This window comes from Simkania negevensis Z, assembly GCF_000237205.1.
GTDB lineage: Bacteria > Chlamydiota > Chlamydiia > Chlamydiales > Simkaniaceae > Simkania > Simkania negevensis.
Window position 1 is genome coordinate 16,033 of sequence record NC_015713.1, and the last position, 18,290, is coordinate 34,322.

The following is an 18,290-nucleotide window of genomic DNA, read 5'->3' on the forward strand; positions in this document are numbered from 1 at the left end:
GAAATACGGTTTTGTTTAATTTAATGAGAATTTGGCTTTTTTCCGTTTGTCTCTTCTTGGCTTCATCTCTCAATGCTATTGGATTAAATGACCGGATAGACTCGGAATCTTCGGCTGTTAAGGTATCTGTAGAGCTTCTTTTGCTTTCTCAAAATGTGGGCCTTTTACCTAAGAAAGGACCTTATCGCCCTGGATACCGCATTGATATTGAAAGAAAGGCTTTTGTACAAAGGCTTGACTTAGACATTTCGTATTCTTTTTGGGAGAGTCAAAGTGAAAAGCTCTTCACAATTCCTGTTTGGGATACCACTAAAAGGATTGATAATTCTTACAATTTCCAAAATGTTGACGCTACTTTGGGATTCCCTTTGGCTGTTTTTAAGCAGTTATCGATTAAACCTTATGCGGGAATGGAATGGATGTGGCGGGCAAACAAAACGGTTATCAATAGCAAAACAGATGTCTTAAGCTCGTATCACTGTTATGGGCCCATGGGAGGAGTCCTGCTCAAAGGAAAGCTCTTCCCCTATTTATCTATAAATTTTGATCTCTCGTACGGTTCTTTATATGGAAGTTATCAAAGAATCATTGATGGGAAAGTTAATTTAACGAAGGGGTTTCACCCTTTTCGTGGAAGAGTTTTTTCCTTTCTTGAGGGGGCTATTCCTTTGGGAAATAAGCTTCAGATTCTCCGCATTTGCGGAGGGTTCGAATCGATGTATTTTTGGGCTGAAGAGCTGGATCAAACAATTCACTGGAAAAAACCTTTGAACATGCAGGGATTTTCTCTGCAACTTTCGCTGGAGTTTTAATGGTTGAAGCTGTTGCAGAGGGTTTATGTGACTATGATTTGCCAGACACTTATTATGAATGTATCCAAGACATTGTTGGGGATCATCAAATTTCACAAAAGTTATTTCAGCAACTCAATCAGTTGGGTTTAGTTCATTTTGAAAAGAGGCTTGGACAAGGTGCTGCTGGCTCTGTTTTCCAAATAGCGGGTGGGAAAAAGTTTTCTCATCAAAAGGTTGCACTAAAGGTGTTAAGCCCTTCAGAAATGAATCTAATTAAGGGAGGAAATCATGGAGAGGTGATTTCAATAAAACTCCCTGAAAACAGCTACTTGGGCCAAGCATATGGTATTTTTACATATGATGGAATTCATGTGCATTATGCTGAAAAATTTGATCCTATTTTCCACCGCGGACACGTTCTTATCGCAACGATTTCTGAAGCAGTTCAAGGTGAAACGCTCTTTGACCATATGCAACATCGAAGCATGAGCATTGAAGAAGTGAAAGGTTATGGACGAAAACTTGCTCAAGCTATTCTTTCTCTTCATGAATCAGGTTTTGTTCATCAGGATTTACATGCGAAAAACATCTTGGTCAAAGATGTTGGAATAGAGAAAGACCCTTGTGATCTAAAAGTGATCGACTTCACTCTTTCGAGTAAAATTTGGGAAGGAGGAGTCAGAGATGACTGGAAAAATTTTGGCATTCTTATTTCAGAAATGGGAGAAAATTTGATCTTGAACTCGCATTTTTACGATCTTGTCTATTCAGAAATGCATGGGCTTTTAAATGGGCTACAACCCTATTCTGAAAATGAAATTTTAAATCATTCTTTTTTTTCTTAAAAATTATATGCAAATTTTTGATTGAGTTGATTTTATTCACTTTGTTGTGTATATTTTGGGCAATTAACACGGGGTTTTACTATGTCTCATAAAGTTTCTTTGGATGGTTCGAAGTGTCCTTTTACTGCTTATGAAGAAGACCACAACCGACGTAAGGTCGATCCTGAAAACCTCCAGTCTCAAGTTGATCAAATCTTCAAGACAAAGCGAGAAACGCCTGTCAGTCAAGAGGTTGTTGACGCGGTCGTCAAAGGCCGTCCTGGAGACCTTTTCTCTGGCTTTTCGCCAAACACCAAGGCTTAAGTAATTAATATTAAGTTTATTGTGAAATAGTAAACAATCTTTCATTTTTACCTGCCATATATTGATATTAAATATTTTATTATGTTATAATATTTATATTAATTAGGAGCGCGGGAAAAAAATGAGTATTTCAATATTGGATTCAAATAGGTTCATGGCTATTAATAAGGCTGAACCGTCAAAAACAAATTATGCATCTGAAAAAAATCGAGCTAGTAACCTCAAAGGAATTTCTCAAGTTGCCAAGGGTGTGATTTCCTATCTCCAGGACGTTAAGAATGATGTTGTGGAAGATATCGGGATTTTTGTGGAAAAAGTGGGACTGATCGATGATCAATTTCAAAGTGCTGAATTGGGAACACCATTTGCAACGGATCTCTCGGGAATACGGATGCTCCTAGGGTTAAGAGAAAAGCTGGGTAGTAATTATGCCACTTTGATTGCTGATCCATTTATATTGGAGTTAAAGGGACTGAGCGAGGCTGAGACGGTTGAAAATAAGCCTGCGGTAGCTGGGAAGCTCTATCGTTTTATGGACGATGTTTTGATTCCTGCTTTGAAAAATGCATCGAGCGCCGAAGAGGTTGCCATATTGGAGCAGTTTGTTGATCAATCTATGGCTCTTTATACGAAGATTAAGGCTGCTGATAAAAAAGGTGTTTTGAAAACATGTCATGGAGAGATGATCAGCGTTTACAACGCTCAGTTAATGAAAAATGGAGCGCTGTATGCTTTCGTTCTTGGATATGAGGATGGAACGCTATCCAACTTGGATCAAGAGAGTAGAAGAAACAAAGTTGTAAGCGGTCTCAAGAGTTTTGTCGGTGATTTTATCGCCGCATGTAAGACGTCTGTTTTGTCGAATGAAGAGAAAGTTAAAATTTACAATGGACTTGTTGCAATTGAAGGTTCATTTGAAAAGGTCGGGCATGGGAAAGATGTGAGCCCTATTATCGAGAAGTTAAATGAGGCTTTTGAGATTCCTCAAGGGATGCGCAGTTCTTATCCTATTGATCTGGCGGCAACAACTCGAGGAAATAAGAAGGAGATTCTTCAAAATTTACATCTTTTTCAGCACGAAGTTCTCATTCCTTATTTGACAAATGCCTCTTCTTTGTCTCAAGTGAAGAGTGCAATGCCGTTGATTTCTCTTTGCGATAAGTTTGCTAACGCTCTTGGCTCTGTTGATGAGAAAGGTCTACTCGCAGGTCAAAAGGTGGTCATTGATGGGATTATTGATGTCAAAAAGGTGATTTTGAATTCCGGCTTTATAAACATTTTAGCTTTAAGTCCTGAAAATGTTGGAGATCTTAGTCATCAGGCTTATCGAGAAAAAGTTGTGGGCATGCTTACTAATCTTGCTAAAAACGTCAAAGAGGTGGAAAACCATCCCCTTTTCACAAAAGAGTTAAAAGAGCAGTTTGTTAGTGGAATGAAAGTGATGTATCGGGAGTTTGCTGCGGCGAATCACGCTGAGGCATTGAAGCCGATTATGGCTCTTTTAGCTATTCCCACCGAAGAGAAAAAAAAGGTCTCTTCAAGCTTTTCGAGCGCTCTTGCAAAATTTTCTTCGGTTGAAAAGCTTCCAGAAAACACTGTTTCGACCCCTGAAAAGATTCAAAAAACTGAAACCCTTGAAGAGCGAAAGATCCGTGCATTTGGAACAATTGAGACGCTTATTGCTCGGCTCGATCCTGATTCTTTGAGCTTCAAATCAGATATTGCTGATATTATAAGAGAAATTGAATTCGTTAAGAAGAAATATCCTACTCAAACGACGAATGATTTTGTTTTTCTTGAGAAGGCAATGCGCATTCTTCAAAAACCAGAGGAGTTTTTAGCTGTCACAAATGAAGAAACGATGCTCATGAAGCATGTTGCAGCAAAACATGGTGTAGAAAGCTCTGATGTCAATGGCTATAAGGTGAAGACTGAGGCTCGTTCGATTCGGGAAGCTCAGGTAGAATTGATTTCAGGATTGAAGAAGGGGCCAAAAACCCTTGAAGACTTAAACGGTCTTGCAAAAAATGCAACGCATGGCATTTCAGAGAAAACCATGCAAAAAAGGTTTGAGCTATTTGTCGGAAGGCATCCATTGAAAACGCCCTTAAATCAGCATTTTGCCACACATTTTCCACAAATTGTTCGGATGCTTACAAATTACTCAGAAATAATGGCTCTTAAAGAGGCAAGCGAAACATGGGAAGAGATCAAAAATCTGTACGATGGAACGTCTGGAGGCCTTTTTTCGAAGTTAGTCTGCGGAACTTATTCCTATATCAACCCTGAAACGATTTTTCCTAATATTTTGGAGTGGTCACAGGATCTTTTTATCAACCAAATTAACTTTCAATTGGTGGATACAGCTTCAGGTATTGACTTTGAAGCTTACATGGAACAGATCGTTAAAGCAATTGGAAAGCGTCCTAATGAGTACTTTGAAAGTTGGTACAGATCATCTTTTGCGCATAAACACAATTGGCTCGTTAATAACATCCGCTTCATCAAAGTTCCCTACAATCAGGGTGATGAAAAAGATACGAATTTAGGCAAAGGTGTTTGTATGAGTAATTCTGTGAATCGTGTTGCGATTCTCGCAGATAACCCAGATGCACCGACTGCAGAAATTACAATGGGAAGTACAAGTAAAACACGAATGCATCAAGCCAGAATCAAACGATGGTACGTTGATGCAGAGAAGGGGAAAATCCCCTTCTCAGTTGCTCGAGAAAAGCTTTTTGAGCAGGCTGAAGAATTTGGCATCACGAAAACTAACGAAACTCTTCTAGTGAACCCAAGCTCTAATATTCATCAAAACTTGGTGAATCAAATGGTAGCTCATGCAAAGGGTGGTCAGCCTTCGTTCCTTGTTATTATTTATTCGACAGACCCTCGGGCAGGACATGCTGTGAATGTCCATTTCGATCCGACAAAGAACATTTATCGTTTGATGGACGATAACATCGGGTTACTCGAATATCCTGATGAGGCCACTTTTAAAAAGGAACTTGGCGAGTACTTCAAGTGGCAGTATTCGACGTTTAACGAATTCTATTTAGTCGATTTTGCGAAACGTTAAATGAGAGATTGTAGAGCCCTGAACTTTTGGAAGGACAAGGCTTTTTTATACCTTCTTATCCAACTAAAAATTAGATACTTAGTCAAAAAACGCGAAAAATGCCATCTCAAATGTCATTTTTCGATGTAAAATGACAACTATGGTAGCAAAATCAAAGTATATCCCAGGGACTTTGCCACCTTGGAGAGGTGTTTCTGCTTGGACCCAAAAGAATCCGTAACCATCTAACCTCCTCAATATTCATGCTTCTATTTTACATAGGGCAATATTCGATTTTGCGAAGAGTTAAATGGGATGCTGTAGAGGCCTTCCCCTTCAGGGAGTCCTCTTAAGAAGAGATAGTAAGCTCCTTGAATGGGGCGAGGATCTTTTTTGAAATTGAGGTAGCGCCTTAGCGCTTCTAAATAAATCTCTGCTTGCAAAAAGTATTCATTTTGTTCCATCGCCTTTTGAAGTGTTTCGGTTCTATAGTCTGTGAGCAGATTCGTTTTCCAATCTAAAATGTAATAGCTATTTTCGTGCAAAAAGATCAGGTCGGCAAATCCTTTGAGCGACGTTTCGTGGGTTTGCGAGTAGAGAAACTCAACCTCGGGATGGAGGTTGCTTGGGTGAACGTCAGTTAGGCAAAAGTGATCGAGGGGATGGTGAAAGGCGCAATCGATGAGATTGGTAATTTCTGAGAGGTAGGGATAAAAGGGTGTGTGTTTAATGGTGGTTTCGATGAAGTTGTGGATTGTGGTTTTCTGGTAGGGATGGGTGAGTTTTTCACGGATAATTTTTTCGAGTAGGTCGTGGAGTAGGAGGCCGGTTGCTGTTCCTTTCGGAAGGGTGTTTTCAGGGGTTTCAGGTGCGGGCGGCGGTGTGTGATCGGTTAAGCTGGAGAAGGAATGGATGTAGCGTGAGGGAAAGTTGTAGGGTTTTTGTAAGGGTGGATGGAGTGTGGGTGTTTTAGAAGGTAGGGGCGATGGAGTTGTCGGTTCGAGAAGGGTTTGGGTGGCTCCAATTTCAGAGATGAGGGTTGCGAGCGGGGGCAGATCAGAGAGAAAAAGTTCAAGAGGTGAAGCGGTCCCTATGGGTGGTTTGTTACTGGCTTCTTCAAGTGTGGGAATGTAAAGACGTTTTTTGGCCCGTGTGAGTGCAACGTACAGTTGACGCATTTTTTCGGCTTCTTGGTCTTGTAAAGCGCTTTGACATGCAAGGTGCTCGGGGTTGAAAAGGAGCCATTTTTTTTCGTGCCGGATGAAGTCTTGGCGCGAGGTGTATCGGTTGACTAGGCCGAGGGCAAAGACGATGGGAAATTCGAGGCCTTTACTCATATGGATGGTCATGATAGTGACGGCATTTTGATCAGAGAGTGGACGGCGACTGGTTTTGATTTGATCGGTGGGAAGTTTGATGAGATAGTCGAGCAGTTGTGAGGGGGTTTGATTGGGCTGCTGAAGAAGAAGCTCGGTTAATTGCATAAAGTCGCTGTAGGTGTCGAGCTTTCCTTCTTGGACGAGGAGTTCGAGGAGGGTTTGATTGGGCTTCCAGTGATGATGAAGAGCGGCATCGATGGTTTTATGAAGGGTGTTTGGGGCGTGTTGGTGCATAAACGCAATGGCATGGGAGAGAAGGGGCGTGTTTGTCTTGAGTTCGTGATGGGTGAGATCAAAGATAGGATGGGCCAAAAGTTGATGGGTCTTCTTAGGGTCGTCAAGTGCGGATAGAAGCGATTTAAAAAAAGTGGCCATGGAGGTTTGCGCTAAGGGTTCTGTTCCTTTGGCGGCAGTTGGAATGTTGAGCGCTTCGAGGGTATTTTTTAAGCGGGCTGCTTGGTAACGGTCTTTGACAAGGATCGCAAAGTCACTAAAGGTGGCTTCTTTTTTTTGGGTGAGAGTTTGGATTTCTTGGGCGATGAAAGGGAAAAAGTAATCGGTTTCAATGGCTGGAGAGGGCCAGTTCTTTTCCCGTTTTTTTTCAACGATGGCTGAAAAAAAATGAAGAGCGCTTTTCCCATCGGAAAATGGGGTGTCGGTTGCATGGGGGGGCGCTAAAACGGGGGTGTAGGGAAAGTGGATCTGTTTGGAAAAGAGGAGATTTAGACAGCTCAGGAGTTGCGGTTCTGAGCGGTAATTCGTGGTGAGGTGAGAGGTATTATTCATGGCCTCTTTGGCTTGAAGGTAGGTGTTTAAGTCGGCACTGCGAAAACCATAGATCGACTGTTTGGGATCACCAACAATGTAAAAGGCTTGGATGGGTTGATCGACGAAGAGGGTTTTAAAAATGTTCCATTGGTGGGTGTCGGTATCTTGAAACTCGTCAATGATGACGGCTTGGTATCTTTTGTGAACTCGATTGCAAAAAGAGGAGTAGGTCAAGGCTTGTTGCATTTGGAGGAGGAGGTCGTCGGGCGAAAAAAGCTCTTTATCGAGGAGGGCTTGGCGCACTTTTCGTTTGGCGTCGCGGGCAATGCGGATCAAGGTATGTTGAGGTTGACTTGCAGCTTCGATAAGAGGCGTGAGCATTTCATTTAGAATGTAAAGCGCACGCAATTCCTCTGAGGAAAACTCTTTTCTAGTCCGGTTTTCGGGAGTGAAAAAGGAAAAGAGTGAGGGGTGAGTGAGAAGGGCATCAAAGTCGTTTCGCAAAAGGGCTTGGTACTGAGCCTCGTACTCCTCTTTGAGCTCTCCTTGTTTGTTGCAAATTTTCAAAAAGGCGGGCGCAAGCTTAAGTAGTGTTTCGAAGGAAGGTTTGGGAAGGTCGAGGGAAAGAAATTGGGAGTGGGTGGTTTCGTAATCGGGAAAATCGGGAAACTCTCCTTCTTGCTCGACAAAGTGGAGAACTTTTTTCACGAGTTTGTCTTTATCGTCATTGCACGATTTTAGAAGGGTGGCAAGTTGCTTGGCTGAGTAAGCTTCAGGGAAGAGCTCGGTATGAAAAAAATCGGTGATCTCTTGGATGAGGAGGTCGCGGTAGCTTTCTTCTTGCTGGCTGAGTAGCGAAAGGCCAACTTGGGCTTCAAATCCAAACTCCATGAGCATCCGTTGACAAAAGGCATGAATGGTGAAGATTTGGGCTTCATCAAAGAGGGCTAGAGCTTCTTCTGCTTTGAGTTGGGCACCAATTTTTTCTTCTTCTGATAGATGCTGAATATAGGGGGGCTTTTTGATGAAGAGGGTTTCGAGATTAGTGCGGATACGTGAACGAAGTTCTCGTGTGGCAGCTCGCGTAAAGGTGACAACGAGAATGTCGTGGAGAGCAAAACCTTGAAGGATGAGGCGCGTAACAAGGTGCTCAATGGCAAAGGTTTTTCCTGTTCCAGCAGAAGCTTCGAGGGCGTGGTAACCTTGAAGATCAAGGGTGGGCTCTAAGCAATCAAAGGTCGTCATTCAAAGCCTCCTGAAGGGGGTGGAAGGTCGTTTGTAAAAGGGTTGCCCAAGTTTCAAAGAGGATGTCGGCATCGTATTGGTGGGGCCGGAAAATCCAAAGTGCATAAGGATCTGTGGTGTCTTCGATTTTCTTGGCGAGTTCCTGGGGCCCTTTTTCGAGAAACGTTTGCCCCCAAGCTGGGAGAAAGGGTGATGGATGCGTGAGGGCTTTTTCATAGTAGAGCAGGTAAGATGCTAGAGCATGCTGCGGATCGAGTTTGGGAAATGAGAGACGCTCTCCTGTTTTTGTGAGTAGAAGCTTTTTTTTCTCCATCTGATCGGAAGATGCGAAAGCGAGATAAAGAGGCCAGATTTTAAGTAAATCGTGCAGTTTTTTCTCTCCATGAAAGAGTAGCCCTTCAGAAGTTACTCCCCCTAATGTTCCTTCAAGATGTGCAATGCGGCCGCGGTCCAGGGGAACGGTTAGGGCGAGATCGATGGTTTTAGGCTGCTCTACAAACTCAAATTGTTTGAGCGCCTCTTTTAGTAAGGCAATTTCTTCTGAAGCATGTAGCCTCGCTACTTCTTTGAAGCGCCCAAGAGGAAGTTTGCCCTGAAGGTCGGCTTGCTCAAAGACTTCTTCAAAGGGGCGGTGATGGGCCTCTTCGCGGAGTTTCATTTGATTCAGCGGTGAAAGGGTAAACTCTTCGTCTTTTTCTTCGTATTGGAGGTAAAAGTGGAGGGCATGATTGAGGTAAAAACGTAAGGGATGCTTTGCAAAACGGCTGAGGGCTCTAAGATCAATCGTGAGATCTTCTGTTTGTGAGGGAGGCAAAGGAGTCGGTGTGAGAAATTCGGGAATGAAGGGGGTGGGTTTTGAGTGAGGTGTGTAGAATTTCTGCGCGGCGCGAAAGGCAAGGTGGGATGTGGGTTTGGGCGCATCGAAGTAGTCTGCATGAAAGAGAAAAGGGGGATGCTTTTCGGTAATTGAGATGGGATCTAAAATCGTGAGGAGCTCTTGAACGATCGGTGAGGGAGCTTGCTCTTTGCCGTCTTCTTCACTGATAGAGACGTAGCTCATGATGAGATGGGAGCTTGCAGCGAAGAGAGATTCTAAAAAGAGGAGACGGTCTTCATATTGGCTCAGGGGTTGCTTGGGAAGGCTAAGTTCGCATAGAGAACTTTTGGACGAAACCCGAGGAAACTGGGTTTCATCAAGACCAAGAAGGCAGATGACAGGGGCATGGTCGAGGGCGGCCAGTTTGAGGGAGGCAAATCGCAAGGCTTCAACCTGGACTGCTTCTTTTCTTCCTGTTTTTTCTTGAAAGGCTTTCTTGATAAACTCAAAGAGAGGGAGGAAGGGGTAAGAGTCTTTGGGCAAGGCCTTAGACTCGAGCAAAGCAAATTTCTCTTCGACCCATTTGAAGGTGGAAAGCTCTTTTTCATCGACTTCAAAGTAACGGTTTAAAAGAAAGCGGAGCTTCTCACTCCACTCTGCAAGGGAAAGGGATGCTGTTTCGAGGAAAGAGAGCTCTTTTTCAAGACTTCTCACAATTGACACACAGGTGCCTAAGGTTGCTGCATCGGAAAAATCGAGAATAGGCTTCTCCCATGCAGGACGGTCTTTGGGTAAGGTTGTAAAGCCATGGAGTAGCGACTTAAAAGTGTCTTCCCAAGTTCCTACTTCTCCTTGCTCGTGCATTTCTCGCCCTTGGAGTAAAAATTTCCGGTGCTGACGGTCCATTCCCCACTTCACACCTCCTTTTTCCATCCAGTCGCCAAAGGCTTCGACATCTTTTTCTTTGAGACGAAACTTCTGTCTGACAGGGGGTGAGCTTAAGAGTTTTAAAACAGCGGTTTTGTTAAATCGATTTTGCTTTAGCATGAGCAAATTGAGAAAGGCTTGCAATAAAGGCGACTCTTGCTCCCGAGGCAAATCGGCAATTGAAAATGGAAAGGGGGATTCTTTCGCTCCAAAAATAAGAGAAATATAGGGAGCATAAGATGAAATATCAGGAGCATAAATCCGAATGTCAGAGGGGTTAAAGTCGAGCGAGAGAAGGGTTGTGAAAAGAATTTCAACTTCGCGTCGTTTGGAGGCGGCGGGATGAAGTAAAATTGAGCGATCTTGATTCAATGTCTGTTTGGCTTCGTAATGGAGAATCTGATGCTGCAGTTGATGGAGGAGAGTATCGGTCTTCGGCGAGACATAATGCTCTTCTATCGGAAAATCTTCTTCTTCAAAAAAACGAAAGGTTTGGCGTGCAAGCTTCCCTAAGTGAGCTAAAAGCAAAGGACGATCTTGAAGGTAAGCATTCCACTCGGCGCGCACATTGGCATCGACTTTTTTTTCTAAAAAGATGCGCTCTTTTTCAGAGAATGTGTCGGTCCAAAAGGTTGCGCAAGGTGAAAACTGGTAAATGTGCACGGGAACATGAGCTGCGACTTTTTCCAAAAACCTGTAGTAAAGCTCGGGCAAAAACGAAAACTTATAAAGATGAATTTCAAGAGGTTGATTTGGCTTTTTCAAAGATAAATCAAGTAGTTTAGAGGGAATATCCCATTGAGAAAAAACTGTCTTCCAAAGTGTTTGTTGCCACCCTTCTTTTTGAGCCCATTCGATCAGTTTTCCCTCACCAAATTTGCCATAACGCAAGAATTCCATGGCTAGAGCTGCTGCTAGAGGATAGGCTTTCTTTTCAGATTGAAATTCTTGAACAAGAGGTAAGAGATGCAAGGTCAAAAGGTCAAGTGGTGGGAGCTGGAGAGTCTGCCCTGCAAGAAGTTTGCAGAGAAATTGAAGGCCTGCGCCGAGTTCCATAAAGTCTACCCCCATCACTACATCGACATCTTTCAAAAAATGGAGAAGAAGCTCGTTTTTTTGCTTGAGGTCAGGCAAAAGGACAACTTTTTGCTCAAAGGGGGCGGACGGAGTCAAAAACAGCTGATGTGCGAGCTGTTTGCGAAGGGCGCGAAAGTCGTTACTAACATGGAGCGTTGGTTTCATGGTCCAAGAATACCAAATGGTATGAAAAGGGGAAAGTCAGTTCAGAAATTAAACTGGATCTTTGCTAAAGGTCACTTGACCAAATTAAAGGGAGATAAGAGTCACTTCAATAACAATAAGTGAATAAGGCTCAGGCTTTGGAAATTCTCCATAAGCAAGGTCGGGATGGATAAATATTTCTCTTTTTTCTCCTACTCTGATCCCTTCTAACCCATTTTGGAGTCCGGCAATCACCTCAGAAAAAGGGAGGCGTATTCCCGAGGTGTTTTCAGACAGAATTTCTCCATTGATTGTTTTTTCCTTGAAAGAGATTAATGGAGAAGAGCGACTCAAATCCTTGACAGCCTCACCTGTTCCGGGAATTATTATTTTGTAATAGAGCTTGTTTTGGACTAACTCATGAATATCATTCATTGTTTTTAGCTTTTGTAGGTAAGAATCAGCAATTTGAAGATTTATAATCTCCTGATCAATTGCTTTTTTCTCTAAAGATTCCATTAAGGACGCAAAGCATTCATCCAAAGCCTTAGATTCTTGTCTTCCTGCATTGAGCTTCCAAAGATTAACAACGAGCTCTTTGAAAGAGTATTCACCCTCATAAGTTTGCATGATATTCCAAAGAAGTTGAGCAAGATCTTCAGAGACTTCTGATTGATGTTTTTGAATTGGCTCATTTTTATTCTCTTCTGAACAGCAACAAGTCAGAGAAAGAAAAGTTGCTAGAAAAAAGCACCATTTATTCCAAATCATCATGAAGTTAACATCTCTAAAATAGTTTCCAAGAAGTTATCTGACTCATATATTCTGAGGATTGCCTCGTTTTGGTTATCATAATTTTCGATTATTGCTTCTGTCTGTGAGCATTTTTCACTTCCCCAAAATAATGACCTTTTTATTGGAAAAAAAGGATTATCTTTCTTTGTTCCCGTGATTATACTCAAACAACTTCAAAAATTGGATTTTCGGTTGCGCCAAAGCACCGTAATTAGCCGATTTTAAGTGACCTCATATTCCTAATATTAGGCCACTTAAAATCGACGAATTCCGAAAGCTTTCGCGTTGCCCAAAACCAATTTTTAAAGTTGTTTGAGTATAAACAGGTGTTATCGAGTAAATTTTTTAATTCAGAAACTAGAGGAGCTATTTCTGTAATACTTTGGAAGTGGATTTTTTCTAATGTTTTTGGGGAATCTTCCATCTCTAAACAGCTCATAACTTCTGAAGGAAGTGATTTCATTTCAATAGGGAAACTCATTAGTTTTTGTATTAATTGCTCTCTTTTGATAAAAGCTTTTACATTTTCCTCTCCGTATCCATATAAAAGACCTAAAACTTTGTAGTAAGTAACCAAAGAAGGCGCATTGGAATGGTAATAACCGAACTTGCCGTCACAAAGCATCGCAAGAATTTTGCTCGCGCAAATTTCTTCTCCTACGAGTTCTTGAAAAACTGGGAGATTATCTTTGATGACCTCAAAAGTTTTCTCCTTATTGATCAATAGGAACCCAAAAAAGCTTTCATGTTTTACTTTGATAAAACTGTATTTTCTTAGAAGAAAAAGGTTTTTATACTTCTCCCAAATCTTCCATCCTTTTTCATCTAAAGCCATCATAAAAAGGTGTTTTTGAGGTTCTTTATAAAATTGAGGGAAGGCAAGGAGATTCAAGTTGTAATCAATGCTCCCCATTGGTTTCTGCCCCAACAGGGTATAAGAAAAATCTCCATGATAAAACAACCTTTTGAAGAACCTCGACAAGATCTTTCTATCTTCGGGTAAAATCAATTTGACTCGGGCAGCTACTGATTCGCCCACATCAGTTTCTTGCGCATTTAGATTGGTTAAGAAATCCACCACCAACAGAAAAGAGAGTAGAAAGAGTCTCATGACTCTCTCCCAGTATTGGTCAAGCCACTAAAGACCCAAGCTTTCAGAATATGGGGGTCCCCAAGGCAAGCCACAGTACCAACAATTATTATTTTTTGGATCATTGTATTTTCCGCAATTACCACATTTCCATTTAGCTTCTTTTCTTAGAACATAGTATCTGCTTTCATCTTTATCAAACACAATTGCATCGACTTCGTAATAACAGTTGTCTAATTCGATATGGTGCCCAATTTCTTGGGGTAGTGAGACAATGTGTTCAAATTTCTCATTCGTTTTGCGAGCTTTTTTTGACCTTGTTTAATTTTTCTGATTCGTTCATTGGGTTTTTTCCTTTGAGTGTGTTTCGTTGCTTTTAACATGGCTTATCCAACAAATTTCTTCGGCTTTGATTTTAATTTCACAGATTTTTCTCACCTGTGGTTTGGGGGGCTTGTTGTCCCATTCAATCAGTAAGTAAATGTTATTTTCATCAACTTCTAGGGTTAAAATCTCAGCATAATCATACTGCATTTTGAGCGAATCGGAAAGTATATGATCATCTACGACAATATTCTGTACATTGCGAGCCTTCAAAAATCCATTTAGTTTGTTACAATCAGACAAAAGGTATTTTTCTAAAATCTCTTCTGGATTCACAACACAACTTTCCAGGAAAAGCTCTATATTATTGCCTTTGTGTATGATATTTCTTACGTAACCGTCATGAAAGTAACCATTATATTTAGATATAATCATCTTAAGTCCTTATTGTTCTTTTGGGTATAGATGCGATTCAGGGTTGTCTTTTGAAACGGGTTGATCTTGTGCATTTAAATATTTGTCTTTATCACCATTAACGGAATTTGGATTTAAACGGTGCCAATGAGACTTGCCTTTATGTCCAGACATTCCTGGTTTACCTTCATCGAAGCGAAGTATTTCCCCTGTTTCGATGTTTTTAAATTCTCTATGGCCTTTTTCTCGAGCTTTTGGATGGCTTGTCTCCATCCAATTTGGGTCTGATAATAAATCATTGGGGTTCTTAGGTAATCTTGGGTCGATGTATCGATTACTAATCGTAGTATCGGCTTTGGTTAGGGTCTTTTCTTTAAGGACGGTTTCAACGAGAGCTTCTTGAGCAACTACGGCACTTCCTATTGCAGCACCTGTTTTGGCAATTGCGCCGCCTGTAGTTGCGGGTGGAGGTAGCTCACCTGTTGCCATATCTAGTTCGAAGGCATCTTTTAGGGCAGCTATTTGCTGTTTAACTTCTGTAGTATAGTCTGCAGCGTAATCGGTCCCAAAAGCTCTATCGATCACCTCATGTCCAGTATCTATCATATCTTTGCCAACAACATGCTCTAAGCCATATGTTTCCAACTCATCCAAAATTTGATGCCCCATATAGGAGATAAATTCTTTGATTTTAGCTTTCTTCTCATTAGGTTCCTCAGTGAAACTTTCCCTGATTTCTTCAATACCTTCTTGCATTACAAGAGGAATTTCTTCTAAGGATGAGTTAGATTCAGATACAGGTGTCGACGCAGACACTTCTGAAGATTGGAACCCTCTTGAAGAAGGTGTTGTGGCATGATCGTTCTGTAGTATAGAATAAGTTGGAGGTGGAGGGTATCTTGTCGGGTCGCCATAAAAATACACTTCTCCTGGCTTATTGATATACCTTGGAACGTCATCCATTGCTGCCGCTCCTGCAAGAGCTCCCCCAACTGCGGCAGCAACGCTACCCCCAACTCCTCCTGTCAAAGCACCAATGGCAAGCACCCCAATAGTCACGCCTCCGGCAATCAAAGGTTTCCTGTGTTTACTGCACCAATGGCCAAAATGCTTTGATTTTCTCTTGATTTGATTTAAAATCCCTCCTTTTTCTTTGTGTTTTTTGCATAAGATAAATTCTGGCTTTTCATAGCAAACAGCTGGAGCAAATCCCCAATAAGTGTCATAATTTGAAGATAATTGGTATTCTTCATCACCATACATCAGTTCCAGTAGCTCAGAGATATCCTGCTCATATTTCTCGGCTAAATCAGGTCGGCTTTTGGGAACACTAAATCGAACGATGAAAATCACAAAATCAATCAACCTCTCAGCTTCTTCATCACAAAGGCTCTCTAGGAAATCAATATCTGTTAGAAGATCGATGAAACCAAAAACGTGATCGATATAACCATCAAGATGAGTGAAAATGTTTCGCCTATCAAAATACCCCCAGGGGTTGATCAATCCATCCTCATCTCGCGGGATGAATAGTTCTTGTCCAGTTTCAAGATAATAGACTTTAGATTCAAAAGCATAGGAAGGGATGGGGTTTAAAAAAAAGGCTGGCAAACAAAAAAGCAAGAGAAATCGAAAAATCTTCATTTTGACTCTCTATCTCTAAAAAACAAGAAAGCATAATTTAGCAAAAAGTATTCGTAAAAAAAAGATTTTTCTTGCTCGTTTTGTTTGGGTATAAATGCGACTGCCCTGGCCCTGGTCTTAATTAATGAAGATATTTACTAGAAATGGTATAGATGCAAAAAAAGACAAGTTGCGTTTTGCATGCCTCTTCGTAAACGGAAAAGCTTCATTCAAAGATGGGAAAACTATCTTTCTCGCTTTCATTTTGCACGTAAAGAAAAAGATTCTTTTCTTTGGCGCAATGCATTGCAATTTTTAAATGGTGCCCAATTTCTTGGGGTGGTGAACGACAATGTGTTCAAATTTCTCATTGTCTTTCTCTTCATCGCTTTGAAAGGGGTCGACCAGTCAAGTGAGATTCTTTTTTGGGTAGGAACCATTTATGTGTTGCCGTTTCTCTTGTTTTCACCGGCAGCTGGGGTCTTGGCTGATCGGTTTAGTAAGCAACGGATGATCATCTTTCTCAAATTCACCGAAGTGATCATTATGGGGCTGGGGATTGTGGCATTTTTATTCAAGAGCGATTGGGCCAGTTACAGCCTCCTCTTTTTGCTTTCAGTACAAAGTGCAGTTTTTGGTCCGCCAAAATATAGCATCATTGCTGAACTGGTACCTTCTCCAGAGAAAATTCCCAAGGCAAACGGACTGATCACTTCTTTCACCTATTTGGGTATCATTGTTGGGACATTTCTTGCTTCTTTTTTGACTCAAATGACCAATTATAATTTTCCTTTAGCAGCAGGTGTTTGCACGTTGATTGCAATCGGTGGTTTTATTTCGTCTCTGTTTATTCCCTATACAGAACCCAAACGATCAGAAAAAAAAATCAATCCCCTCTTTTTACACGAAATCTACCGTAATTTAAAGTATGCTAAAACTATTCCCTATTTGTTTGTAGCGATTTTGGGGGGATCGTCTTTTTTATTCGTTGGGGCCTATTTTCAGCTCAATGTGATCCCTTACGCGATTCAATCTTTGGGGTTTAGTGAGGTGGGCGGTGGCTATTTGTTTCTTCTAACGGCGATCGGAATTGCATGCGGAGCGTTTTTAGCAGGTCGCATCTCACACAAGCGGATTGAAATCGGCCTTGCTTGCGTTTCAGGAATACTTCTTTCGGTCACCCTTTTTGTGATTTCTTTTTTAAGTCATCAACTTGTGCTGACGTATATCGCATTAGTTCTTTTAGGGGTGTTTGGTGGATTCTATATCGTTCCTTTCGATGCCTACGTTCAGACGTATAGCCCCGATCAAAAGCGTGGGCAAATTGTGGCCGCATCGAATTTTTTGAGTTTTTGTGGAGTGCTTGTCGCTCCAATGCTCCTCTACTTATTTGGAGGAATCATGCATTTAAGTGCAGCACGTGGCTTCACCATCACTTCGATCTTGATTTTCTTGATGGTTCTTGCTGTCACTTCCCGCTTTGCAGGCTATTTTTTCAATTTTATCTGCCGCGCCTTTGTGCGTCCGCTTTACAATGTCGAAATTAAACGACCTCCCGAAGGGGAAGGGCGTCCTTTTGTTTTGGTGGCAGAGCAAATTGAACGGTTACCTCTTTGTTTGCTTTCAGCAAGTGACCCTCGTCTGCATTTTTACATTCCACGTGAAAGAAAACGGTACCGAGACTCATGGATGAAGATGTTTTCATCTGTTGATTTTCTTTATGTTGAGGATATGAAAGAGAGTCTGCTTCGCTCATTTGTGCAAAAATTGCATGATGAATTAGACAGGAAAGAAACCCCTTGCTTGCTCTTTCCTGATCCCTCATTTTTAAAGGAACGTTCTTCAGGGAAACTCTTGCGCGAGCTGCGTAAAATTCAGACGTTTGACTTGAAGTTTGTGACGATTCATGAAACTCCACGCAAAAATCAAAGAGATCGTGTTCACTTTAAACGCCCGAAAATTGTCGTCGAGTTTTCTGATTCTCAATAAAACTTTATATAGGGATGTTCTAGCTGGAGCTTCCATCCGTCATATCCATGAAAGAGATGCTTCACAACAGTTCTACTAGTCATAGAGAGATATTTTTCATACACGCCAAAATAGTCCATATCTAAAATGAGAATCTCCTTTGAAGGAAGATGCTTTTCAACAACAGATGTAAACATGAGAGGGCCAACAGTTGTATAAGTATCCTGCTCTTGATGAAACTCAAAATTTCTTGCGCGCATTTTTTGAAAACTAAGATCTAGCGCTTCTTTAAAAAGGGAAACTTTTGCCTGAGATAAAAGGGTCCATTGGCAAAACACTTCTTTTTTATCTTTGTTCTCGAGTTTTACTTGGGGAAATTTGGAGGGTTGAAACTCGTAGCCGATTACTGCTTGGTGAGTAAGCCACTTTTCTGGAATGGCTTTGACCGGAATGGTATCAATGTCGGTGTACATGCCTCCTTGAACATAAAGGATTGCATAGCGAAAAACATCGGCAAGAACGGCTCCCATAGGAATTTTAGAAAGGTCTTTTGCATACTCGGGAAAATGCATTTCAAAAAACTTGAAAACATTTTCATCTGAAAAATAATGCAACTCCCAATCAGGACAAAACGCATGCCATCTTTCGAGGATTTCAGTGTATGCAGGAGGAGGACTCTCTGTTTTGTGAGTAAAGTAGATCTTCTTCGGTATGATGTG

12 protein-coding genes are annotated in these 18,290 nt (G+C 41.5%); 5 read left to right on the top strand and 7 right to left on the bottom strand.

Annotated features, from left to right (window positions below; translation table 11 throughout):
• The first annotated feature begins 23 nt into the window (after positions 1-23).
• The 4 genes from SNE_RS00740 to SNE_RS00755 all read left to right on the top strand — a co-directional run bounded on the left by SNE_RS00740 (position 24) and on the right by SNE_RS00755 (position 5,021).
• Positions 24-812 carry a hypothetical protein gene (locus SNE_RS00740; protein WP_013942362.1) on the top strand — a complete coding sequence of 263 codons (789 nt, stop codon included), beginning with the start codon at positions 24-26 and terminating at the stop codon, positions 810-812.
• Positions 812-1,639, top strand: coding sequence for a protein kinase domain-containing protein (locus tag SNE_RS00745; protein WP_013942363.1), 828 nt, complete (start codon positions 812-814; stop codon positions 1,637-1,639). The genes SNE_RS00740 and SNE_RS00745 overlap by 1 nt, the downstream gene beginning before the upstream one ends.
• A gap of 81 nt (positions 1,640-1,720) precedes the next feature.
• On the top strand, positions 1,721-1,942 hold the full coding sequence (locus tag SNE_RS00750; protein WP_013942364.1) for a hypothetical protein: 222 nt from the start codon (positions 1,721-1,723) through the stop codon (positions 1,940-1,942).
• A gap of 154 nt (positions 1,943-2,096) precedes the next feature.
• Positions 2,097-5,021 carry a hypothetical protein gene (locus SNE_RS00755; RefSeq protein WP_013942365.1) on the top strand — a complete coding sequence of 975 codons (2,925 nt, stop codon included), beginning with the start codon at positions 2,097-2,099 and terminating at the stop codon, positions 5,019-5,021.
• A gap of 248 nt (positions 5,022-5,269) precedes the next feature.
• On the opposite strand, the gene SNE_RS00760 is transcribed toward SNE_RS00755, so the two are convergent.
• From SNE_RS00760 to SNE_RS00790, 6 genes are all read right to left on the bottom strand, one after another.
• Complete coding sequence (locus tag SNE_RS00760) at positions 5,270-8,392, bottom strand: UvrD-helicase domain-containing protein (protein ID WP_013942367.1); 3,123 nt, start codon at positions 8,390-8,392, stop codon at positions 5,270-5,272.
• Positions 8,379-11,378, bottom strand: a complete 3,000-nt coding sequence (locus SNE_RS00765) for an exodeoxyribonuclease V subunit gamma (protein WP_013942368.1) — start codon at positions 11,376-11,378, stop codon at positions 8,379-8,381. The genes SNE_RS00760 and SNE_RS00765 overlap by 14 nt, the downstream gene beginning before the upstream one ends.
• An 84-nt stretch (positions 11,379-11,462) precedes the next feature.
• Positions 11,463-12,131, bottom strand: coding sequence for an FKBP-type peptidyl-prolyl cis-trans isomerase (locus SNE_RS00770; RefSeq protein WP_013942369.1), 669 nt, complete (start codon positions 12,129-12,131; stop codon positions 11,463-11,465).
• A 232-nt stretch (positions 12,132-12,363) separates the two neighbouring features.
• Complete coding sequence (locus tag SNE_RS00780; RefSeq protein ID WP_148258912.1) at positions 12,364-13,065, bottom strand: hypothetical protein; 702 nt, start codon at positions 13,063-13,065, stop codon at positions 12,364-12,366.
• 516 nt (positions 13,066-13,581) lie between these two features.
• On the bottom strand, positions 13,582-14,001 hold the full coding sequence (locus tag SNE_RS00785; RefSeq protein ID WP_013942373.1) for a hypothetical protein: 420 nt from the start codon (positions 13,999-14,001) through the stop codon (positions 13,582-13,584).
• A 9-nt stretch (positions 14,002-14,010) separates the two neighbouring features.
• Complete coding sequence (locus tag SNE_RS00790) at positions 14,011-15,624, bottom strand: hypothetical protein (protein WP_013942374.1); 1,614 nt, start codon at positions 15,622-15,624, stop codon at positions 14,011-14,013.
• A gap of 180 nt (positions 15,625-15,804) precedes the next feature.
• On the opposite strand from SNE_RS00790, the gene SNE_RS00795 reads away from it, so the two are divergent.
• Positions 15,805-17,592, top strand: coding sequence for an MFS transporter (locus SNE_RS00795; protein ID WP_013942375.1), 1,788 nt, complete (start codon positions 15,805-15,807; stop codon positions 17,590-17,592).
• Here the strand turns inward: SNE_RS00795 and SNE_RS00800 are convergent.
• Positions 17,586-18,287 (bottom strand): glycosyltransferase family 32 protein, encoded by a 702-nt coding sequence (locus SNE_RS00800; RefSeq protein ID WP_079891498.1) that lies wholly within the window; start codon positions 18,285-18,287, stop codon positions 17,586-17,588. The genes SNE_RS00795 and SNE_RS00800 overlap by 7 nt on opposite strands.
• Positions 18,288-18,290 lie beyond the last annotated feature (3 nt).